The sequence below is a fragment of the Arenibacter sp. S6351L genome (genome assembly GCF_023016025.1).
Lineage (GTDB): Bacteria > Bacteroidota > Bacteroidia > Flavobacteriales > Flavobacteriaceae > Arenibacter > Arenibacter algicola_B.
This window is the reverse complement of sequence record NZ_JALKBB010000003.1, coordinates 115,523-137,738: the sequence shown is the minus strand read 5'-3', so window position 1 is coordinate 137,738 and position 22,216 is coordinate 115,523. Positions and strand designations below refer to the sequence as shown.

The 22,216-nt window shown below is 37.9% G+C and carries 18 protein-coding genes; 10 read left to right on the top strand and 8 right to left on the bottom strand.

All coding sequences use genetic code 11. The annotated features are described in order from the left end of the window. Window positions 1-32: 32 nt before the first annotated feature. From MWU82_RS03980 to MWU82_RS03970, 3 genes are read right to left on the bottom strand one after another with little or no spacing between them, the layout of a single operon-like run. The gene (locus MWU82_RS03980; protein ID WP_247095300.1) at window positions 33-1,106 is read right to left on the bottom strand and encodes an AMP-binding protein; all 1,074 of its coding nucleotides are present in this window, start codon (window positions 1,104-1,106) and stop codon (window positions 33-35) included. After that, window positions 1,090-2,049 (bottom strand): CPBP family intramembrane glutamic endopeptidase, encoded by a 960-nt coding sequence (locus tag MWU82_RS03975; protein WP_247095299.1) that lies wholly within the window; start codon window positions 2,047-2,049, stop codon window positions 1,090-1,092. The genes MWU82_RS03980 and MWU82_RS03975 overlap by 17 nt, the downstream gene beginning before the upstream one ends. Then, window positions 2,040-3,092: an o-succinylbenzoate synthase gene (locus MWU82_RS03970; protein ID WP_247095298.1), complete on the bottom strand. Its 1,053-nt coding sequence runs from the start codon at window positions 3,090-3,092 to the stop codon at window positions 2,040-2,042. Before MWU82_RS03970 ends, MWU82_RS03975 begins: the two co-directional genes overlap by 10 nt. Before the next feature lie 48 nt (window positions 3,093-3,140). Between MWU82_RS03970 and MWU82_RS03965 the strand changes: the two genes are divergently transcribed. Beyond that, window positions 3,141-3,935 (top strand): SDR family oxidoreductase, encoded by a 795-nt coding sequence (locus MWU82_RS03965; RefSeq protein ID WP_247095297.1) that lies wholly within the window; start codon window positions 3,141-3,143, stop codon window positions 3,933-3,935. Here the strand turns inward: MWU82_RS03965 and MWU82_RS03960 are convergent, their stop codons facing one another. The 3 genes from MWU82_RS03960 to MWU82_RS03950 all read right to left on the bottom strand — a co-directional run bounded on the left by MWU82_RS03960 (window position 3,936) and on the right by MWU82_RS03950 (window position 8,009). After that, window positions 3,936-4,616, bottom strand: a complete 681-nt coding sequence (locus MWU82_RS03960) for a metal-dependent hydrolase (RefSeq protein ID WP_247095296.1) — start codon at window positions 4,614-4,616, stop codon at window positions 3,936-3,938. Between the two features lie 25 nt (window positions 4,617-4,641). Continuing rightward, entirely contained in the window at window positions 4,642-6,567 is a 1,926-nt protein-coding gene (locus tag MWU82_RS03955; RefSeq protein WP_247095295.1) for a histidine kinase dimerization/phosphoacceptor domain -containing protein, read from the bottom strand. Between the two features lie 674 nt (window positions 6,568-7,241). Next, window positions 7,242-8,009 (bottom strand): LexA family transcriptional regulator, encoded by a 768-nt coding sequence (locus MWU82_RS03950; protein WP_215949921.1) that lies wholly within the window; start codon window positions 8,007-8,009, stop codon window positions 7,242-7,244. A 174-nt stretch (window positions 8,010-8,183) separates the two neighbouring features. Between MWU82_RS03950 and MWU82_RS03945 the strand changes: the two genes are divergently transcribed. Together MWU82_RS03945 and MWU82_RS03940 are read left to right on the top strand one after the other, a co-directional pair. Then, the gene (locus MWU82_RS03945; RefSeq protein WP_247095294.1) at window positions 8,184-8,363 is read left to right on the top strand and encodes a hypothetical protein; all 180 of its coding nucleotides are present in this window, start codon (window positions 8,184-8,186) and stop codon (window positions 8,361-8,363) included. Between the two features lie 2 nt (window positions 8,364-8,365). Then, complete coding sequence (locus MWU82_RS03940; RefSeq protein WP_215949922.1) at window positions 8,366-9,085, top strand: TIGR03915 family putative DNA repair protein; 720 nt, start codon at window positions 8,366-8,368, stop codon at window positions 9,083-9,085. Window positions 9,086-9,207: 122 nt separating this feature from the next. Here the strand turns inward: MWU82_RS03940 and MWU82_RS03935 are convergent, their stop codons facing one another. Then, a complete protein-coding gene (locus MWU82_RS03935; RefSeq protein WP_215949923.1) occupies window positions 9,208-9,735 on the bottom strand; it encodes a hypothetical protein in 528 nt (175 codons plus the stop codon). Window positions 9,736-9,856: 121 nt separating this feature from the next. On the opposite strand from MWU82_RS03935, the gene uvrA reads away from it, so the two are divergent. The 5 genes from uvrA to MWU82_RS03910 all read left to right on the top strand — a co-directional run bounded on the left by uvrA (window position 9,857) and on the right by MWU82_RS03910 (window position 19,392). Beyond that, entirely contained in the window at window positions 9,857-12,691 is a 2,835-nt protein-coding gene (uvrA, locus tag MWU82_RS03930; RefSeq protein ID WP_247095372.1) for an excinuclease ABC subunit UvrA, read from the top strand. A 94-nt stretch (window positions 12,692-12,785) separates the two neighbouring features. After that, window positions 12,786-13,472 carry a TIGR00730 family Rossman fold protein gene (locus MWU82_RS03925; RefSeq protein ID WP_215949924.1) on the top strand — a complete coding sequence of 229 codons (687 nt, stop codon included), beginning with the start codon at window positions 12,786-12,788 and terminating at the stop codon, window positions 13,470-13,472. Between the two features lie 11 nt (window positions 13,473-13,483). Beyond that, window positions 13,484-16,330, top strand: coding sequence for a metalloprotease (locus tag MWU82_RS03920; protein WP_247095293.1), 2,847 nt, complete (start codon window positions 13,484-13,486; stop codon window positions 16,328-16,330). A 162-nt stretch (window positions 16,331-16,492) separates the two neighbouring features. Then, window positions 16,493-18,904 (top strand): alpha-ketoacid dehydrogenase subunit alpha/beta, encoded by a 2,412-nt coding sequence (locus MWU82_RS03915; RefSeq protein ID WP_247095292.1) that lies wholly within the window; start codon window positions 16,493-16,495, stop codon window positions 18,902-18,904. Between the two features lie 125 nt (window positions 18,905-19,029). Beyond that, on the top strand, window positions 19,030-19,392 hold the full coding sequence (locus MWU82_RS03910) for a DoxX family protein (RefSeq protein WP_247095291.1): 363 nt from the start codon (window positions 19,030-19,032) through the stop codon (window positions 19,390-19,392). Window positions 19,393-19,522: 130 nt separating this feature from the next. Here MWU82_RS03910 and holA read toward each other — a convergent pair whose 3' ends face one another. Then, window positions 19,523-20,521, bottom strand: coding sequence for a DNA polymerase III subunit delta (gene holA / locus MWU82_RS03905; RefSeq protein ID WP_215949927.1), 999 nt, complete (start codon window positions 20,519-20,521; stop codon window positions 19,523-19,525). Between the two features lie 26 nt (window positions 20,522-20,547). Between holA and MWU82_RS03900 the strand changes: the two genes are divergently transcribed. Together MWU82_RS03900 and MWU82_RS03895 are read left to right on the top strand one after the other, a co-directional pair. Continuing rightward, the gene (locus MWU82_RS03900) at window positions 20,548-20,997 is read left to right on the top strand and encodes a type I restriction enzyme HsdR N-terminal domain-containing protein (protein WP_215949928.1); all 450 of its coding nucleotides are present in this window, start codon (window positions 20,548-20,550) and stop codon (window positions 20,995-20,997) included. 159 nt (window positions 20,998-21,156) lie between these two features. Further along, complete coding sequence (locus MWU82_RS03895; protein ID WP_247095290.1) at window positions 21,157-22,161, top strand: glycosyltransferase family 2 protein; 1,005 nt, start codon at window positions 21,157-21,159, stop codon at window positions 22,159-22,161. The last annotated feature ends 55 nt before the right edge of the window (window positions 22,162-22,216 follow it).

The following is a 22,216-nucleotide window of genomic DNA, read 5'->3' as shown; positions in this document are numbered from 1 at the left end:
AAGTAATTATTTTAATATAAACCCCTGAGCCTCTATATCTTATATTTTGACAATGTTTTGGTTCTATCTACCTTTCCGCTCCCTGTCTCTACAAATTGGGGTACGACTAATATTTCTTTGGGAATTTCAAATTTGGAAATTGATTTAAGGGATTTGATATCCATATGTAATTGCTCCCTATCAATATTTCCTTCTACCACCAATATCAATTTTTGGCCCAAGATAGCATCAGGGATGCCCGCCACAAAAAATCTAGATTCGATCAATACAGATAACTTGGTTTCCAGTTGTTCGGGAATTAATTTTACTCCCCCGGAATTAATTATGTTGTCATACCTTCCCAACCACTGGAATTCAGCGGGTGATATAAGTTTTACCAAATCATTGGTTACTATAACTGTGTCCGAAACTTTTGGTGCTTCGATCACTAGGCAACCCCTAGGGTCTATGTAAAGAACAACATCCGGAAGGGTCTTAAAATTATAGTCCTCAGGGCCTTTCGCAAGCTCCTTCACGGCAATATGCGTAATGGTCTCGGTCATTCCATAGGTTTCGAAAATCCGCGTATCTACCTTGTTAAGATCTGATTTTAATTCAGGGGAAATGGGTGCTCCCCCAATAATTAAAGTGCCAATTTGGTTTAAATGTGATATGGACCCCTGTACCTGCAAAGGCACCATGGCAACAAAGTCGTAATGCTTGGTAGTGAATTGTAAAGGATGGGAAGAGGGCTCCACCATGTCTATTTCCCAACCCAGTACCATGGCTCGGACCAACATCATTTTCCCGGCTATATGGTCGGCGGACAGACATTGAAGGGCTTTAGTTCCAGGTCCCATTTTATAGAATGCCCCTGTGGCCAAGGCAGAATTAACGATATGTTCCTTCTTCAGGGCAATTGCTTTAGGGACACCAGTAGATCCAGAGGTATGGACTATAAGAGAATCTGAATCATCCAGCCAATCCAAAAGAAAATTTCCTATACCCTTCTCGTACACTTGACCTTCCTTAACAAGACTGTAGGCCAACTCTTTTAAAACTCCAAAATCGTAATGGATTCCGTTGTATTTAAATTTAGGATGGATATTTTTAAAGGTTGGAATCACTTTCTTTATTTAGTTGTACAGTTTCTAGACTTTGCACATCACCTGTAAGTTGTTCTTTCCAATTGGTCCAGCCGTATTTTTTGGAGAATACATACAAGAGTATGGGGTAGATTACCAAAACGGGCAAAAATACATCCCAGCCCAATTCCGGTTCCGATATATCCCTATAGAGCGATTCGGTCTGGAAGGCAGTCCAATCTGCGGTCACCAAAAGGGCGGTCAATAAATTATTGGCAGCATGAAAACCAATGGCCAATTCCAATCCTTCATCCATTAGGGTCAAAATCCCTAGGAAAAATCCGGTACCTATATAATAAACCATTATTCCGTAGCCCAATTTTTCAACCTCAGGATTAAAAAGGTGCAACAACCCAAAAATCATGGAGGTGATCACCAAAGGAACCCATCTTTTGCCGGACATCAATCCAATACCCTGCATAAGGTATCCCCGCATAAAATACTCCTCAAAACTGGTTTGGAGCGGGATTAAGAATACGGAAATAAGGCATAATATGACAAAAGGTATTAGTTCAAAATTAAAAACATAGTCCTCTGGGGATAGATATATATCCAAACCTGTAATCAAAATGGTTATAAAACCCCAAAGTCCAAAAGCAAAAAACACTCGTTTCCAATCTATTTTGTTTCTGCTTGTGGTAAGGGAAACTATGGTTTGCCGATGAACATATTTAGCGGTAAGAAATGTTGCCAAAAGGCCAAATACAAAAGAAATAAGCATTAAGAATAAAAATAAATTGCTTCCCACCATTTGGGACATTCCGGTAACATCCGTAGGAAAAGTCTCCCCACCAATAGACTTAACAATTATGACCCCTAGTAGTGGAATGGACCCCAAAAGTTGCCAGCCAATAAATATGATCAAAATTCCTATAAGGTATCGCCAAGATTCATGATTTCCTTTATATCCCTGTTCTATATACATATATTCTCTATTAAATTATTATCCCAACTCCCAGTTTTTTCATAGAATATTGTTCCATTTTTCACTTTTAACGGGCACTCAAAATTATTGGTGTATAGACCACCGGTACCCAATCCCTGAGGTAAAGGGTTATTTAATGTATAAGTCCATTGGGCTATGGCATTGAGGCCAATATTGCTTTCCAGCGCACTGGTAACCCACCATTTTATATTTAACTTCTCCGCAACTTTTATCCATTCCATACTTCCTCTAAACCCACCTACCAAACTTGGTTTTAGGATTATATACTGCGGCCTTATGGTTTGTAGAAGTTTCTCCTTTTCCGTTACATCCTTAATACCGATTAGTTCCTCGTCCAAGGCTATAGGGATTGGAGAATTAAAGCATAATTCCTTCATTTCATTGGCGTTGCCCGCCTTGATTGGTTGTTCTATGGAGTGTAGTCCATAAAGGGAAAGGCGTTCTAGTTTGCGCATGGCCTCCGAAGGGATAAATGCACCATTGGCATCAACTCTTAATTCGATTTTATTTTCACTGTATTTATTTCGAATGGATTTCAATAACGCTATTTCCTTCTCAAAATCGATGGCTCCAATTTTTAATTTTATGCATTTGAAACCTTCCACCAGCTTTTGCTGGATCTGTTGGTGCATGAAGTGTTCATCTCCCATCCAAATCAGGCCATTGATTGCTATAGGCCTATTGTTTTGCGTGAATTCTGAAGGATAAAGTAAAAAGGGATCCTTGGAATTTAGGGATAAAAAGGCTTGTTCCACCCCGAACTGGATACTTGGATAATGCATCAAAGCTTCCCACAGTTGCTCTTTGCCCAAATGGATATTGTCACAGGTCCATTTTAGCCTGTCCTCATAATCGGGAACATCATCAACACTTAACCCCCTTAATATACCGCATTCCCCAATTCCATATTTATTATCCTGTTCTAAAATAATAAAGAAGGTTTCTTTATGGGTCATAATACCCCTGGAAGTACCACTGGGACGTTTAAATTCTAAAATGTATTTTTTGTAGGTCGCTTTCATGAAATATAAAATCAAATTTAACTATCTTTTTTTCCAATTATGAAAAAAATGAAAACAAAAGTAGATAAGGTAGTTTGGATAACGGGGGCTTCATCAGGTATAGGCGAGGCACTGACCTATGCACTTAATCGCAAAGGCTATAAACTAATTATATCTTCCAGGAAATTAATAGATCTACAACAAGTAAATGCCCGTTGCCCCAATAGCGATCTTATCTCCCTACTCCCATTAGATTTGATGGATAGGGATAAAATGTCTGAAAAAGTTACGGAAGCTTTGTCTTTTTATGGATCAATAGACCTTTTGATTAATAATGCAGGCATAAGCCAACGCTCCTTGATTATGGAAACCGATTTGCTAGTTTATCAGAAATTAATGGACGTAAATTACATGGGTACCATTGCACTTACCAAAGCAATCCTTCCTTATTTTGTGTCCCAAAAAAATGGTCATTTTGTTACCGTAACCAGCCTAATGGGAAAATTTGGATCCCCTTATCGCTCCGGATATTGCGGGGCCAAGCACGCTCTCCATGGTTTTTTTGATGTTTTGCGCATGGAACATGAAAAGGACAATATAAAGGTAACTATGGTATGTCCGGGTTTTGTAAATACCAATGTAGCCATAAATGCCCTAACAGCAGATGGGACTCCCCAAGTTGACAATGATATGGCTACTAAAAATGGGCTATCTCCCCATGTTTTTGCCAAAAAAATGGTCAATGCCATAGAAAAAGAGAAATTCGAAGTTTACATTGGCCGGAAAGAAGTAATGGGTATCTATATGAAAAGATTCTTCCCTAAACTGCTCCACAGGCTTGTACTTCGAAGTAAAGTGAGATAGCTAAACCGTTAAAGATCCCCCTATTTCCAAAAGAATAAGCTCCTTGCCATGCTTGGAAAATTTTTGAATGGATTCCTTATGATCAATTATAATATACCCGAAAGTATCGTAATGATAACCCAATATCCTTGGGCATTCTACAAAATCGGATGCCAAAAGGGCATCATCGACCCCCATCGTAAAATTATCGCCAATAGGCAAGACAGCAAGATCCAATTGAAATGACATAGGAATTAGTTTCATATCCATTGTCAAGGCCGTGTCACCAGCTATATAAATGTGCTTTCCTTCGGATGATAGAATAAATCCCCCTGGTTGACCACCATAAGTCCCATCGGCAAAGGAAGAGGTGTGAATGGCATTTACATATTTCAGGGTGCCAAAATCGAACTTCCAGTTCCCACCGTGATTCATAGGGTGAGCCTTTAGTCCTTTGTTTTCAAAGTAAGTGGCAATCTCATAATTACTTACCACTGTGGCATTGCTCATTTTTCCAATTTCCTCAACATCCAAGGTATGGTCTTGATGGGCGTGGGTAACCAAGATATAATCGGGTTTTAAATCTTCAATGTCGATTTTACCTTTGACTTTATCATTTCCTGAAATAAATGGATCTACCAGTAACCTTTTTCCACCTGTTACAATAAGTAAAGAGGAATGGCCTAGAAAAGTAATTTGCATAAGTTGAACTGTTTTTTATTCAAATTTATTTAAAATTGAACCAAAAACGAACTCCTTCAGATGTTTTATCGATATTTAAAGTAGATTGAAGTTGATTTACCAAACGATTCATTAACCTTATCCCCATGGAGGAATTGGCCCTATCATCAGTATCTTCTGGCAGTCCTACACCATTATCCGTGTACTCAAAATAGCCCTGTCCCCCATTTTTTCTTAAATGGATATAAATTTTTCCATTTTCGTCATCGTCCGGGAAGGCATATTTAAATGAATTGGATACCAATTCATTTAAAATAAGTCCAAAGGGAATTGCCCTATCAATATCCAACTCAACGCCTTCGGCATCAATGGTAATATTTATATTATGGCCACCTTTTTTGTAAACCGATTGTACACTGTTAATAAGACTTTCTATATAACCCTGCATTTCTATTACGGAGAGATCATCGTTCTGATATAGTTTCTGATGGATAAGCGCCATCGCCTTTACCCTGCTCTTGCCCTCTTCCAACGCCTCAATAGCAGCTTTACTACGGGTATTTTTTGTTTGTAGGCTAAGTAGGCTGGATACCATCTGCAGGTTATTTTTTACCCTATGGTGAATTTCTTTTAAAAGCGAATCCTTTTCTACCAGCGAAGCCTCTATTATGCGCTTTTGATCTGCAATGAGTCTCTGGTTCTTAATACTTTTCAAATAGGCAAACACTAAACCGGCAAATCCCAAAAGTGTAAATATCAATGAAATAAAAACAATGTTTATTCTTTCCTCTTTGGCCTGTAGATCGCTTCGGGATTGCTCTAGGTCCTTTTTCTGCTGCTCCATCATTTTTTTGGAGTACTCTATCTCTTGTCCGGCCACCGCCGCCAATTGTTGCTTTTTCATGGAGGATTCATTTCTATTTAAAGAATCCCTGATGCGTACATTTCTTTTTAAATAGTCGACCGAATTTTTATAATCGCCTATGCGGTCATAATAGGCCGCTAATAATCTATTTCTTCTAAGGATATTTTCTATTTTAACAGGATCTTGCCCATCCAAAAGATATTCCTTGGCCTTCTCATAGTCTTCTTTCTGTAAATAGCAATCCGCCAACTCCAAGGTGTTTTCTACCTTGTCCGACGAGAACTTACCCTTATTGTGCTCATTGATCAGGTTAATGGAGTTTTCCAAATAAGGAATGGCAATATCATATTCCTTGAGTAGGGCATGGCATTTACCAATATTTCCTTCTATAATGGCTTTCAATAAATTGCCTTTGCTAATTTCTTGTTCTGTTTTCTCCCTACTAATATCATTGAGGTATACATCAATAAATCCTTTTGCCTTCTTGTAATAGGTTAAAGCTGTTGGAATGGACATATCCAAAAGAAGGTAGTTTCCAACGTTGCTCTGATATTGGGCCTGGCCAAAATAATCATCCTCCCTTATGGTTTTTAGCTTGTCCTTGATATAGTCGTCCATTGCCTTTCTGTGAAGTCCAAGGTTGGAATAGATATCATAGAAAATAACCTTATCCGTAAGGCCTAAATTCTTTTTCTCATTTCTTATTTCAAATTGCCGATCGTATAACCCCAATTTAGCATAGTTGTTGTCTATGAGATCTAAAAGAATTTTTTTGGATGGTAAATCCAAATTTTCAATTTTCTTGTACAATTGGTTTGCAATGGCCACACTTTTACTAAAGTCGCCAATATCATAATAGAGCTGGGATTGCATAAGCTCATATTTAGTGATGCTTATTGAATCCTTTACTTTTTGGGCATTGTTGTGATATACATTTACCGCGGCTTGCCAGTCATAGGCCGAATCCTCAAGATAGCGATTGGGGACCCCAAAGAAATAGTCGAACCTTTCCTGTACTCCTTTCTTATTTTGGAACTCTTGAAAATAATCCGGTTTGGTTGAAGAGTCTTGGGCATGAGAATACCAAAAACACAATGAACAAATCATTAATGAAACAAATATTTTATTAAAAGACTTCACCATTGTTCAATTGTTGTCTAAAAATTTTAATTACTTCTTGGTCTTTTTAATAATTATATAAGCCTTCGGCATATTGGGACACAATACTACAAACGCCAAAGCAGGGTTATTGTTGTACCCCTCATATCCCTAATTACCATCATCATTACTTGCCAGATAATAACACAAAACAAATTAAGTGATTTGTGGGCAAGTTAACCATTATTTTATCCTTCAACTTTTTATGCCGATAGGAAGATTCAAAAATAAAAAAGGCGATACAAATTAATTGCACAGCCTTTTTATATATGTAATGATAAGATTTGGGACTCTTTATCAGTTCAAAAATATATTGTAGAAATGTGAAATTTAGAATTTTGTTGTGTAACACCACGATCTTGTTGTGAAAGTTGGAAATTGAAGATAATCTTGCATTTCATCGATAATAACAAGCATTTCATCGGATAATTAGCCTATAAGGGAAACCTTACAATTAGTTGGTACAAATCTTATTTAAGTGCTAAATTATTGGATGGATCCAGCTCCATCCTGTCCGGAAGCAATCAGGGATAACCACTTTCGAAAATTTTTTATTACCGGATATAACTTGTCTAAAAATAATATACCGGATACCTCTCTTTTAGCCCATCAATAGAACTATATTAATTATTGACTTTTTTTAATTGATTTTTTAGCTCATCCATAGATTCCTGCAATTGTCTTAGCAATCCCTTCTCGGAGGTGGCATCCACCCCAAAGGTTATTTTGCTACTAACTTGCCACAGCTCTTGTATATCTTCTGTATTAACGCTGTATGGAGGATAGTTTTCATTTAAGGATATTAAGGAAATTACGGCCGGATTGGGAGATTTTTCAATTTTTTTCACCAAAACGGCATCCTGTAATACCACAACGTAAATTTTATTGGGACTAATATCCTTTAGACCTTCAACGGCTCTGGCCAATACCCATTCCCCTGGCTTTAGATTGGGCAACATACTGTCCCCTTCAATTTGGAAACCCCTATAAGTTGCATTTCTGAATTCTGGCAAGGGAATATCAAAAGCAGGCAGCTGTTTGTACCAACTGGTGTCCTGAATATTTTGTGGGTATCCGGCTGCGGCTTTAGCGTTTACCAATACCATATTCTCGTTTTCGGATGAATTTACCGTAACCACCTTGGGAATAACACTGATATTTGTAACCGCTAGATACTTTTGGGAACTATCACCAAACAGCCAAAGTGGATTTATTTTGAATTGCTTGAGCAATTCCGCCACTACTTTTCCCGATAATTTGGTACGCCCCCTTTCTATGTCCGCTGTGGTATTTGAAATACCAAGCAAGTTGGCAAAATCAGATTGGGTATACCCCAATTCCCGGCGTAAATCGGTAAAACGCTTGGTCACAATTTCCATATCCTCGTTCATTGTACAGTTTTTAAATTCATATAGTTGACATAGACATACCCCCCTATTTAGGTAAAAGACTATATCTAATAGCTTCAAATATACGTAATTTGGAATATATCCAAAAAAATTATTGGACTATTTCCATAATTAGGAAATAATCCATATATTTGGAATAATTACAAATATAAAATTATGACTTTGGACGATTTGCATCAAACATTAAGTAGTCTGGCCTTTTCCGGGATGGAGGATAATGACTTTATCTCAATTAGTTCTAAGAAGGGGATTGGTTTGGCCAAAGGTCATTTAGTAAAGACCGAAAGAAGACGTTCAAAAAAAGAATTAAGTGTTCAACTAAGTTTATTTGATTAGTTATGGAAAATCCTAAGGTTTTAATTTACGACGGCAGTTTCAATGGTTTTTTAACTACGGTTTTCAAAATTTTTGAGGAGAAAATCCCGGTAGCGAACATCCAAAAGAATAAGGAGCTTCAAAAAGGTCTGTTTTCGGAGGCAATAACTGTATTTACCCAAATGGATAAGGCAAGACGGGTGTGGAACAGCATTCAGAACAAAAGTAATTCGGTCATTAAGTCTATTTATTTTGCCTTTTTAAGCGAAACAAAGGGCATTGAACTTCTTCTTTACCAGTACATCCGTTCTATGTATGCCAATCCCAATGAAGATCCTATAGAAGGAATGTCTGACATTATTTTAAAAATTCAGCAACACTCCAGAATGGTGGCTCGGGAAAAACATAGAATAGAAGCTATTGCAAATTTTGAAATATCACAAGATCAGGTCTACTTTTCCAATGTTTCTCCTGGGTTTGATGTACTACCACTTATTTCTAAATACTTCAGGTCAAAATTCCACGGTCAGGAATTTATGGTGTACGATCGCAAAAGAAAGTATGCCATTTATTACAACCTTTATACCGTTGAAATTATTTCCTTGGAATTATCGGCTTATGATTGCACAGGAGATCTTTCCTATACCAACATAAAACAATTGATAAATAACAAATTGCACTCACATTCACGATATTCCGGAAAATCAGAGATGGCCGATATAGGTGAAAAGGCGGCGGTATAATTAATATCCGCGTTTATTTCCTACAGTGTTTAAATTAAGACCCACAGTCCCAGGTTTTAGGCGTGTTTCTAAGTGCCTTCTATGCAAGGTAATCTATTTGCAGTATAAATAGCTAGTTTAGCTTACTTGGTTTTTTCTCCTACAAAATTATCGCTCTGATTTTTAAAGAGCACGTTAAATGTAGTTAGGCTACCGTAAATTCTGGTTATATACTGTTGTAGGTCAACTTTTTCCTGGTCATCCAAATTATTACTACTATTTATTTTCTGCTCCATTACCCTTATTCGGTCCCTTACCATGACTATTTTGTGAAAAAAGGTGTCTATTGGAATTTCTTTTTCGGATAAGTTGGTATCGCCAGGTTTTAAAACTAGGCTCCCACCCTTCCATTTATCGGCAATTGGGGTAACGGAACTGGCATCGCTCCAGCGCTTTAAAATAGAAATCAACGATTGTTCCACTTCGGAAAAACTTATGGTATCCACTTCGTCCTCCACTGCTTCTATAACTTCAAAATTAGAATCCAATTCTATGGTTTCCAAACCATTGTCCATAAAGGTAACCCAATAATGTTTAGAAGTTACATTGGTAACTACCCCTTTTCCGTATTCGCTGTGATTAATCCTGGAACCTATTCCTAAAAGCTGCATTTAAAAATATTTTAAAGTTAAGAACGCTAATTTATAGCTAAGCTTTTAATCTACAAAAAACTAAATAGCACCTACTTCATTTTTAGGAGTCAAAGTCGTAACTTCGCACATTGCTATGAAAATGATTAATTACGAAGAGAATATTGAGGTTAAAGGCGCTCGTGTGCACAACCTTAAAAATATAGACGTTACCATACCCCGTGAAAAGCTGGTCGTTATTACCGGACTTTCTGGAAGCGGCAAATCATCTTTAGCCTTTGATACCATTTATGCTGAAGGTCAAAGGCGGTATATTGAGACTTTTTCGGCCTATGCCCGACAGTTTCTGGGTGGCTTGGAGCGCCCGGATGTGGACAAGATAGATGGTCTATCTCCGGTAATTGCCATTGAGCAAAAGACAACTTCAAAATCTCCCAGGTCCACCGTGGGCACCATTACCGAAATCTACGATTTTCTTAGACTTTTATTTGCAAGGGCCGGAGATGCGTACAGTTACAATACCGGGGAGAAGATGGTTAGTTATGATGATGCGCAGATAAAGGAATTGATCATATCTTCCTATAGGGGAAAGAAAATAAATATACTGGCTCCTATCATTAAATCCAGAAAAGGACACTATAGGGAACTATTTGAACAAATTGCCAAACAAGGTTTCGTTAAGGTAAGGGTAGATGGGGAAATCAAGGATATTATAAAGGGCATGAAAGTGGACCGTTATAAGACCCATGATATAGAGATAGTTATTGACCGACTCAAAATTGAGGAGAGTACCGAATTGGACAAACGTATTTCGGAAACTATAAATACGGCCATGTACAGTGGAGAAAATGTACTAATGATTTTGGAAGAAGGTACGGATGAGCCCCGGTATTTTAGTAGGGATTTAATGTGTCCCACCACTGGAATTTCCTATCCTTCACCCGAACCCAATACTTTTTCCTTTAATTCACCAAAAGGCATGTGTCCCGATTGCAATGGGCTTGGACATATTTATGAGGTCAATGAAAACAAAATTTTCCCAAATAAAAAGCTGTCCATCAAAGGGGGCGGCATTGCACCCTTGGGCGAATATAAAAATTCTTGGGCTTTTAAACAGATAGAAACTATTGCGCAGCGATATAATTTTGAACTTACCACCTCAATTGCAAAAATACCTGAGGACGCTATTAGTGTATTGCTCTATGGCGGAAAGGAAAGTTTCGAGGTAGACTCAAAAACTTTGGGGGTAAAGCGCCTCTATAAAATAGATTATGAAGGCATATCCAATTTTATCAAAAGTCAATTTAATGAGGCCAACTCCACGTCCATAAAACGTTGGGCCAAGGAGTATATGGACAAAATTAAATGTCCAACCTGTGCAGGTACTAGGTTAAAACAAGAATCCTTAAATTTTAAAATAGACAACAATAATATTGCCGATCTATCCAATTTGGATATTGCGGAATTGGCGGATTTCTTTAATGGCCTAGAAAAAAAGTTGGAAGGCAATCAATTAAAAATTGCAGAGGAAATTATAAAGGAAATCAAAACAAGGGTCCAATTTCTTTTGGATGTGGGCCTGGATTACCTCTCCTTAAATAGAAGTAGTAAATCCCTTTCAGGGGGGGAAGCACAGCGTATTAGATTGGCAACCCAAATTGGCTCGCAATTGGTAGGTGTTCTTTATATTCTGGATGAGCCCAGTATTGGTCTGCACCAAAGGGATAACGAACGATTGATAAAGTCCTTGGAATCGCTCAGAGACCTCGGTAATTCGGTTATTGTGGTAGAGCATGACCGCGATATGATAGAACGTGCAGACCATGTCATAGATATTGGACCAAAGGCCGGAAAGCATGGAGGGGAAATAATTTCGGAAGGTAAGCCTGATGATCTAAAAAACCATAATACCCTAACAGCCGATTATATTTCCGGAAAACTAAGAATAGAAGTTCCAAAAAAACGTAGGGAAGGAAATGGAAACAGCTTGGAATTATCCGGTTGTTCCGGAAATAATCTTAAAAATGTTTCTGTACGATTTCCCTTGGGAAAAATGATCGGGGTAACCGGTGTTTCGGGCAGTGGAAAATCTACCTTGATCAACGAAACCCTATACCCTATTTTAAATGCTTATTATTTTAATGGAGTAAAAGTCCCTATGCCCTACAAGAAAATTAAGGGCTTGGAACATATAGACAAGGTTATAGATATTAACCAGTCTCCTATTGGAAGAACACCAAGGTCCAATCCTGCCACCTACACCGGTGTCTTTAGTGAAATTAGATCTCTTTTTGCCAAAACACAAGAAGCTTCGATTAGGGGTTACAAGCCCGGTCGTTTTAGTTTTAATGTAACAGGAGGGCGTTGTGAAACTTGTCAAGGAGGAGGTCTTAGGGTAATTGAAATGAATTTTCTTCCCGATGTATATGTTGAATGTGAGACCTGTAATGGGAAACGCTTTAACAGGGAAACCTTGGAGATAAGATATAAGGGCAAATCTATTGCCGATGTGCTGGAGATGACTATTAACGAATCGGTGGAGTTTTTTGAAAATATCCCCAAAATTTATCGCAAGTTAAAAACTATTCAGGATGTGGGACTGGGATATATTTCTTTGGGCCAGCAATCTACTACCCTGTCCGGTGGAGAAGCGCAGCGAATAAAGTTGGCTACAGAACTTTCCAAAAGAGATACAGGAAATACCTTTTATATATTGGACGAACCAACAACAGGCCTACACTTTGAAGATATCAGGGTATTGATGCATGTGCTTAACAAGCTGGTAAACAAGGGAAATACCGTTCTGGTAATTGAACACAATATGGACGTGATAAAAATGGTAGACCATATTATAGATATAGGGTACGAAGGTGGTCGAAATGGTGGTATGGTAGTTGCGGAAGGTACTCCGGAGGAAGTAGCCCTTGATAAAAAGAGTTACACCTCAAAATTTTTAAGAAAAGAATTAGGTTTGTGAAATTAACTGTCAATTAAAGATACTATTTTCTTCAAAACTACATTATAACGTTATGAAAATGGTAGTCTAAATTGATTAAGGATAATATTCTAACATGAGAAAAGAACAGCATCACAAAGGATGGAATGAGATAAAAACAAACGATTCTTGGGCCCTATTCAAGATTATGGGCGAGTTTGTGAACGGATTTGAGAAAATGAGCGCCATTGGCCCATGCGTTTCCGTTTTTGGGTCCGCTCGTACAAAGCCAGGGGAAAAATACTATGAATTGGCGGTAAGTGTCGCCAAGAGTATTGCTGAAGCCGGTTATGGAATTATTACCGGCGGTGGTCCAGGGATAATGGAGGCTGGGAACAGGGGGGCACATTTGGCTGGGGGCACCTCTGTTGGACTAAACATTGACCTGCCTTTTGAGCAACATGACAACCCTTATATTGACGGGGATAAAAGTTTGGATTTTGATTATTTCTTTGTCCGTAAGGTTATGTTCGTAAAATATTCCCAGGGCTTTGTGGTTATGCCAGGCGGTTTTGGAACGTTGGATGAACTTTTCGAAGCAATTACACTTATACAGACCAACAAAATAGAGAAATTCCCTATTATTTTGGTGGGCTCGGAATTTTGGAATGGATTATTGGACTGGATAAAGGATGCTATGCTGAAAATGGGGAATATTAGTCCCAATGATCTGGATTTGATACAAATAGTTGACACGGAAAAAGAAGTGGTGGACATTATAGATTCCTTTTACAAAGGAAATATATTGAGCCCTAATTTCTAAACACAAGATTCTTGAGGAAGTTGGAATACATTCGGAAATCTATTTTATTGTTGATAATTGTATTTATCAATGGTCTTTCTATAGCCCAACATTCCAATAAACTTACGGCTACCCTGGATGTTGAAAACAAAACCTTCAATATTCAACAGGAAATTATTTACGAAAATAATTCCAAGGACACCTTGGAGTTTATTTATTTTAATGATTGGGCCAATGCCTATGCCAATAAGAACACGGCCTTGGCCAAAAGATTTTCTGAGGAATTTAAAAAAGGGTTACATCTTGCCAAGGAGGAAGAAAGAGGAAATACCAAAATTACAAGTACCGTTGATGATAATTACCAAGGTTTGGATTGGGAGTATGCCCCGGGAAGGGATATTATAAAAATTAGTCTGAACCGTCCCCTACCCCCCAAAGAATCCACTAAAATATTTATTACTTATAAGGTGAAGTTGCCTTCGGATAAATTTACTACCTACGGATATGATAATAGGGGTGGATATTATTTAAAGGATTGGTACCTCACCCCTGCTGTTTATGATGGAGAATGGCACTTGTATTCCAACAAGAATTTGGAAGATCTATATACGGATATGGCCAATACGTCCATAGAACTTATTATACCTAAAAATTTATTTGCAGTCTCTAATTTTCATGAATTGGGCAAAAACCTAGAAGGTGATATTCAACATGTTTATTTTCAGGGAATTAATCAAAAAAGTGGGGAAATAATTATTAGGCCGTCCAAACAATTTGTAAAACATGTAACGCCGGAGATAACTATTTTCACCGACCTGAAGTCTCCGAAGTACGATGAAATATCTTCGGGAATATCCATCAATCGGGTATCAAAATATATCTATGAAAATTTGGGCGATTTTCCGCATAAACAATTATTGGTTTCTGAATTGGATTATAATAAGGACCCTTTATATGGAATAAACCAACTTCCAAGCTTTATTAGGCCCTATGAGGAACAGTTTCAATTTGAAATGAAGTTTCTAAAAACAGCTCTCAATAGCTTTATAAAGGAAACGATGTTCGTAGATCCAAGAAGCGAAAAATGGGTTACCGATGCCATTCTGAACTATTTAATGATCGGTTTTGTGGAGGACTACTATCCAGATCAAAAACTGTTGGGCAAATTATCCAAAATTTGGGGTGTACGAAATTTTCATTTGGCCAAATTGAATTTTAATGAACAATATCCTCTGCTCCATATGTTGTCGGCTAGAAGAAATATAGATCAGTCCCTCACTACCCCCAACGATTCGCTGGTAAAATTCAATCAAAAAATAGCCAACAGGTACAAGGCAGGATTGGGATTGGCCTATTTGGCGGATTATACGGGCAAAGAGCATGTAGACCGCAGTGTGAAGGAATTTTACATAAATTATAGATTAAAGCCATCCACAGCCGCAGATTTTAAATTCATAGTCGTAGAAAACTCCGACAAGGATATTAATTGGTTTTTTGACGAATATGTGTCGACTACCCAAAAGATCGACTTTAAAATAAAAAAAGTGCGGAAAATGGAGGATTCGTTGGTGGTCATCTTAAAAAACAAGGAAGGCACCAATGTACCAATTTCACTTTTTGGGATAAAAAACGATACTGTAGTTTCAAATTATTGGTTTACGGACATTACCAATCAACAAGCTTTTAGAATTCCAAAGAACGGGGAAGATCGTTTGGTTTTAAATTATGATCAGACCATTCCGGAATTTAATCAAAGGGATAATTGGAAATCTTTGAACGGCTTCTTTTCAAGTAACAAAAAACTAAAATTCCAGTTTTTTAAGGATGCCGAGGATCCTTACTACAATCAAGTTTTTTATGTTCCGGTATTGGGATTCAATAAGTATGACGGACTTTCACCTGGCATGCGACTACATAATAAAACCTTATTGGAAAGACCATTCGTTTTTGATCTGGCACCTACCTATGCCCCTAATGAAAAGACTTTTGTAGGCTATGGTAAGTTTAATTTTCGCCAATACCACGGTAAAAGCGGTTTATACGTTACCAACTACTCCCTAAGGGGATCTACTTCCCATTTCCAGGAAAACTCGCGCTATAGCACTGTGAGTCCTTCTATAGGTTTTGGATGGAGGCCCAGTAATCTTTTGCTTAACAAAAGGGAAGCCTTGATATTTAGGTCTATTAGTGTTTTCAGGGACATAGATCCCAATCTTCAAAGTTTGGGACTGGAAACGGATCCAGATTATAATGTATTCAACGCAAAATATTATAATACCACCAATAATATAATCAATTATCTGTCCTGGTCTGTGGATGCGCAGTATTCCGATAAATTTACCAAGCTTGCGTATGAATTGGAATACCGGAAACTTTTTGAGAACAATAGGCAGTTTAATTTGCGTTTTTTCGCCGGTAAGTTTCTTAGGAATGAAACGGCTGGAAGTACGGATTTTTTTAGTTTTTCCCTTGATAGACCTACAGACTACCTGTTCGATTATGAGTATTTGGGCAGATCCGAAGGATCTGGAATATATAGTCAACAGATCATCGTTGCCGAGGGCGGTTTTAAATCCAAATTGGAAAACCCCTTTGCCAATGATTGGATGGCAACCATTAATACCAGTGTAAATATTTGGCGGTGGATAGAAGTTTACGGTGACCTTGGTTTTGTGAAAAATAAAGGATTAAAAGAACGCTTTGTATACGATTCCGGTATTCGTTTAAATCTGTTGACAGATTATTTTGAACTTTATTTTCCATTGTACTCGAACAATGGTTGGGAGATATCGCAACCGCAATACGATCAAAAAATTAGATTTGTTATAACCTTTAGCCCAAGGACTTTAACCGGATTATTTACAAGGAAATGGTTCTAAATTATTAATATATTCTCAAATATCGAATCTATTTTTACGATATTCTTAATTTTTAAAAATACACTTCGATATTCTTTAAAGAATTATTAATTATTATCCTCTGCCATAGGTTGCAAAAACCATATTGATTTGATATTTTTGCGATAAACCATCAATAGCGTAATGAATATAGATTCCGAAGCAAGCAACGATATTTCATTTGACGATTTTCAATTACAAATATTGAAGGACTATGAAATTGCAGTTACGAGCAGGGAATGTAGCCTATTGGGCAGAAGGGAAGTTCTGACCGGAAAGGCTAAATTTGGAATTTTCGGGGATGGTAAGGAGCTTCCGCAATTGGCCATGGCCAGATCTTTCAGGGATGGCGATTTTAGGAGCGGCTATTACAGGGATCAAACGTTTATGATGGCTTTAGGGCTTCTTACGCCTAAGGAATTTTTCCATGGACTATATGCCACTACCGATATAACCAAAGAAACCATGAGTGCCGGTAGGCAAATGGGAGGTCACTTTACCACCTATAGTATAAACGAAGATGGCAGTTGGAGAGACCTCACCAAACAAAAGAATAGCAGCGCTGATATTTCCTGTACTGCGGGACAAATGCCAAGATTGCTAGGTTTGGCCCAGGCATCTAAAATATATAGGAACGTTAAAGTTAAACACAGTTCCAAATTTTCCGATAATGGCAATGAAGTAGCCTGGGGAACCATTGGTAATGCCAGTACTAGTGAAGGCGTTTTTTTTGAAACCATAAATGCCGCCGGGGTATTGCAAGTGCCCATGGTGATAAGTATATGGGATGACAACTATGGCATTTCCGTTCATGCAAAACACCAGACCACTAAGGAAGATATTTCAAAAGTTCTAGTTGGTTTTCAAAGGGACAAGGACCATAAGGGCTATGAAATTTTAAAAGTTAAGGGTTGGGATTATACGGCCTTGATCCATGCTTATGAAAATGCCTCTGATATTGCCAGGGACGAACATGTTCCTGTTATAATCCACATAACCGAACTAACGCAACCGCAGGGACATTCTACCTCGGGTTCACATGAGCGTTATAAGAGTGAGGAACGTTTGCAATGGGAAAAGGAAAATGACTGTAATAAGCGATACAGGGAATGGATATTGGAAAACAAAATTTCCACGGAAGAAGAGTTAAAATCGCTTGAAAAGAATATTAAAAGACTGGTTCGAAGCGCCCGCAAAGAGGCGTGGGAAGAGTTTTTGACACCGCATAAGGAGCAAAAAAGAATATTGGTGAACTTATTGGAAAATGCTGCCAACTCCAGTATGAACAAACTTTTTATCACCAAATTAAAAAACGATCTGATCGCCATTGAAGAGCCTATAAAAAAGGATATGGCTTCCAAAGCCAGAAAGGCGATGCGATATTTGTTGGGCGAAAGCAGCAAAGAAAAAGATCTTTTGGCTGCTTGGACCAAGAATTTTTTAGAGGAATCCCAAACCATGTTCAGTTCCCATCTGTACAACGAACAAAGCAATAATGCCTTGAGTGTTCCTGAGGTTGTCCCTACTTATGATGCAGATCCCGAGCAAGTAGATGGAAGAATTATCCTTAGGGACAATTTTGATTCTCTTTTTGAAAGATATTCCCAAGCATTGATTTTTGGGGAAGACAGTGGAACCATAGGAGATGTAAACCAAGGCTTGGAAGGATTGCAAAAGAAATATGGGGAACTCCGGGTGGCCGATGTTGGGATTAGGGAGGCAAGTATAATTGGGCAAGGTATAGGAATGGCGCTGCGAGGATTACGACCCATTGCGGAAATTCAATATTTGGATTATATTTTCTATGCCCTTTTTACATTGACCGATGATCTGGCCACACTGCTCTACAGGACCGTTGGGAAACAAAGGGCTCCATTGATAGTGAGGACCCGTGGGCACCGATTGGAAGGGATATGGCATTCTGGTTCACAAATGGGTGGATTGATCCACTTATTGCGGGGTATGTATATTTTAGTGCCAAGAAATATGACAAAGGCTGCAGGTTTTTACAATACCCTTATGAAAGGAAACGAGCCGGCATTGTTGATCGAGAGTTTAAATGGGTATCGATTAAAAGAGCCCAAACCAAATAACCTTGGGGATATATGTACACCGATCGGAATTGTTGAAGTAGTTAGAACTGGAGCGGATATTACTTTACTTTCCTATGGCTCTACCTTAAGAATAGTGATGCAGGCAGCTGAAGAACTTAAAGAAGTTGGTATCGATGCCGAAGTTGTGGATGCCCAAAGTTTATTGCCGTTCGATTTACGTCAGGACGTTCTTAAGAGTATTAAAAAAACTAGTAGGTTGTTGGTTATAGACGAAGATGTCCCAGGAGGCTGCTCCGCCTATTTAACACATGAAATTATTGAGAAACAGGGAGCGTATAAATATTTGGACAGTGCACCCCAAACACTTACTGCAAAGGCACATAGACCGGCTTATGCCACAGATGGAGACTACTTTTCCAAACCTAACTCCGAGGATATATTTGAAAAGGTATATTCTATAATGCACGAATCAAATCCTTCTGATTTTCCTAAATTGAGATAGCTGTAACACCCTTTTCAAGGTTTTTAAAAATAATTGGACAATCATAATTCCTTTTGTTTTTAAAAAACTAATGGTTACTTTTAGTGGCTTTAAATCTATTAATTTTTTAAAACCTATTTCCCCCAATGAAAGACCTAGGCCTACTATTTCTTCGGATTTCTTCCGCTATTGTAATGATTACCCACGGACTACCTAAATTTCAAAAACTGATTGGCGGTAATTTTGAATTTGGAGATCCCATTGGAATTGGCGCCGCCCCTTCCCTATTTCTTGCGGTTATAGGGGAATTTATTTGTCCAATCTTGATTATTGTTGGTTTTAAAACACGTTGGGCAACAGTTCCTACTATAATAACCATGTTGGTTGCAGCATTGATCGTTCACGGAGCTGATCCTTTCCCTGTAAAAGAAAAGGCCGTTTTATTTTTGGTTGCCTTTATCTCAATACTTATTCTGGGGCCTGGAAAATATAGCCTGGATAAGAAGTAAATATTACTGCAATAATTCTGTTACTGCCCAAGGCCTTTCGGTCCTTGCGATCTATGGTACGCGATTTATTCCATGTGGACACATTTTGGAATATTTTTCTTGCTCCTGTGCCACTCAACCTTGAATGGGATTAGAATATTTTGATCAATAATTCTTTTAGTAAGTCCGCCTGTGAAATGTTGGATCCCACACCTTTGCCCTTAACATCCAATTCCCTTAAACTGGAAATAATTTCACTAACGCGTCTCATGGGATAATTTCTTGCCGCTGTCTGAATTTCAGAAACAAAAAATGGTCTTATGCCCAGGGCGGTGGAAACGCTCTTTGGGGAGTGATCCTTTAAGCCGTGATACGAAAGCAATTGTATAAAAAAAGAGTACAAAAGGGTTATTGTTAGAACGAACGGATTGTCCTTTGGATTCTGGGCAAAATAATTGACAATTCTAGTTGCTTTTTCAACGTCTCTCTCCCCTATTGCTTTTTTAAGTTCAAAATTGTTATAATCCTTACTAATTCCAATATTGGATTCGATGGCTTCCGGGTTGATCTCAACTCCTTTTGGGACAACCAAACACAATTTCTCGAGTTCCTTATCTATCTTGCCCAAATCGGTGCCAAGAAACTCGACCAATAAATTGGCCGCCTTAAAAGTAATGCCGTAGCCTCGAGAATGCAGGGATTTTTTAATCCAATCCCCTACTTGATTTTCATATAGCTTTTTGCCTTCAAATATTACCCCCGATTTTTTAATGGATTTATATAACTTCTTACGTTTATCCAGCTTATTGTATTTATAACATAATACCAATATTGTGGAAGGTTGGGGCTGATCGGCATAGGAAACAAGGTTTTCTATGGTACGGGATAGATGTTGCGCCTCCTTAACAATGACCACTTGGCGCTCCGCCATCATGGGATATCTCTTGGCATTGCTCACGATGTCCTCTATCGTAATTTCCTTACCATATAGGATAACCTGATTAAATCCCCGTTCCTCCTCCGTTAGGACACTTTTTTCAATATACTCCGCTATCTTATCAATATAGTAAGGTTCTTCACCTGTCAGAAAATATATTGGTGCTATATCCCCTTTTTTTATATTGCTTACAATTTGTTTTACCTCATCCATCTAAAAAAAATCATCAACTTTGCACAATGCAACCATTAAACTATCCGTCCTATCCCTTTCGATTCAAAAATAGGGAAAATAAAATCTATATTTTTGATGTCATACGCAAAAAATTTGTGGTTTTACAACCTGAAGAATGGGTAAGGCAGCACGTAGTGCATAATCTAATTTCAGACAAAAATTATCCCAAGGCCCATATCAATGTTGAAAAGCAATTGCTAATTAATAACTTAAAAAAAAGATACGATGTGGTCGTCTTCAATCCGAACGGGAGTATCGAAATTCTGGTAGAATGCAAATCGCCCGATATTAAAATAGACCAAGTGGTTTTTGACCAAATTGCCCGATATAACCTTTTGCTCAAAGCCAAATATTTAATGGTTACCAACGGCTTGGACCATTTTTTTTGTAGCATGGATTTTGAGAGGGAGCAATATAGTTTTCTTACGGATATTCCGGACTATAGACCTAAGTAAGGGATAGCCCAACTATTCAATTATCCATTAAAAATTAGGTGCTGTGGACATTGGTTATCAAAATATTCATAGTCATTTATAATTTATTTCTTTACATTGCCGACTTAATCTGAACCTCTAAATTTGAATATATGCCTGTTGTTTTGGGCATTATAGAAAATGTTGAAAATAGCAGTAGTTATACTTAATTGGAACGGAGAAGCGCTTTTGGAAAAGTTTCTACATTCCGTAACGGAATTCTCCAAGGAAGCCGATGTTTATGTCGCCGACAATGCCTCTACAGATGGCTCTATCGCCTTCCTTAAAAAGAGATACCCAGAGATAGGTATCATCCAAAATTTGAGCAATGGGGGTTACGCCAAGGGATACAATGATGCTCTGCCTCACATAAACGCCGATATATATTGTCTTTTAAACTCCGATGTGGAAGTAACCAAGGATTGGCTTATCCCAATAATAAAGGAATTTGAGAACAACCCCCTAGCGGCAATTGTTCAGCCTAAAATATTGGATTATAAAAACAAGGCCCATTTTGAATACGCCGGTGCCGCAGGTGGGTTTATTGACAAATTTGGTTATCCATTTTGCCGGGGACGTATTTTTAATGAATTGGAAGTGGATAATGGTCAGTACAACGACGTAAAGGAAATATTTTGGGCTACCGGAGCGTGTTTGTTCATAAAGAAGGATGTATTCCAGGAACTAAACGGATTTGATGAGGATTATTTTGCCCATCAGGAGGAAATAGACTTATGCTGGAGGGCAAAAAATAAGGGGCACAAAGTTTATTATGTTGGAGGTTCAGAAGTATATCATGTAGGTGGTTCAACCTTAAGTAGTATGAATCCAAAAAAGACTTTTCTTAACTTTAGGAACTCCCTGTATTCCCTTGTTAAAAATCTTCCTGCAAGAAAAGTATTCCCAATAATACTTTTGAGACTGGTATTGGATGGGCTAGCGGGGCTGAATTTTATTTTTCAAGGCAGGTTTAAGCATTTTTGGGCAATATTGCAGGCCCATTTTAGTTTTTACAAAAATTTTTCGACCTTATACAACAAACGCGAAAAGGCCTATTTTACAGGTAATTACTACGCTATAAAATCTATTGTTTGGGCTTATTATATAAATCATGTAAAAATTTTTAACAATTTAGTAAAAGATTAACTAAATTGGTCTCGCAAAATATTGCGTTTTATATAATTTTGCCAACATTAAAACG

Coding starts and splice junctions, on each gene's coding strand:
- MWU82_RS03965 (WP_247095297.1), top strand. CDS start 3,141: ATGAAAACAAAAGTAGATAAGGTAGTTTGGATAACGGGGGCTTCATCA.
- MWU82_RS03970 (WP_247095298.1), bottom strand. CDS start 3,092: ATGAAAGCGACCTACAAAAAATACATTTTAGAATTTAAACGTCCCAGT.
- MWU82_RS03910 (WP_247095291.1), top strand. CDS start 19,030: ATGAAAGACCTAGGCCTACTATTTCTTCGGATTTCTTCCGCTATTGTA.
- MWU82_RS03950 (WP_215949921.1), bottom strand. CDS start 8,009: ATGAACGAGGATATGGAAATTGTGACCAAGCGTTTTACCGATTTACGC.
- MWU82_RS03925 (WP_215949924.1), top strand. CDS start 12,786: ATGAGAAAAGAACAGCATCACAAAGGATGGAATGAGATAAAAACAAAC.
- MWU82_RS03895 (WP_247095290.1), top strand. CDS start 21,157: ATGTTGAAAATAGCAGTAGTTATACTTAATTGGAACGGAGAAGCGCTT.
- MWU82_RS03935 (WP_215949923.1), bottom strand. CDS start 9,735: ATGCAGCTTTTAGGAATAGGTTCCAGGATTAATCACAGCGAATACGGA.
- MWU82_RS03975 (WP_247095299.1), bottom strand. CDS start 2,049: ATGTATATAGAACAGGGATATAAAGGAAATCATGAATCTTGGCGATAC.
- uvrA (WP_247095372.1), top strand. CDS start 9,857: ATGATTAATTACGAAGAGAATATTGAGGTTAAAGGCGCTCGTGTGCAC.
- MWU82_RS03900 (WP_215949928.1), top strand. CDS start 20,548: ATGCAACCATTAAACTATCCGTCCTATCCCTTTCGATTCAAAAATAGG.
- holA (WP_215949927.1), bottom strand. CDS start 20,521: ATGGATGAGGTAAAACAAATTGTAAGCAATATAAAAAAAGGGGATATA.
- MWU82_RS03945 (WP_247095294.1), top strand. CDS start 8,184: ATGACTTTGGACGATTTGCATCAAACATTAAGTAGTCTGGCCTTTTCC.
- MWU82_RS03915 (WP_247095292.1), top strand. CDS start 16,493: ATGAATATAGATTCCGAAGCAAGCAACGATATTTCATTTGACGATTTT.
- MWU82_RS03960 (WP_247095296.1), bottom strand. CDS start 4,616: ATGCAAATTACTTTTCTAGGCCATTCCTCTTTACTTATTGTAACAGGT.
- MWU82_RS03955 (WP_247095295.1), bottom strand. CDS start 6,567: ATGATTTGTTCATTGTGTTTTTGGTATTCTCATGCCCAAGACTCTTCA.
- MWU82_RS03940 (WP_215949922.1), top strand. CDS start 8,366: ATGGAAAATCCTAAGGTTTTAATTTACGACGGCAGTTTCAATGGTTTT.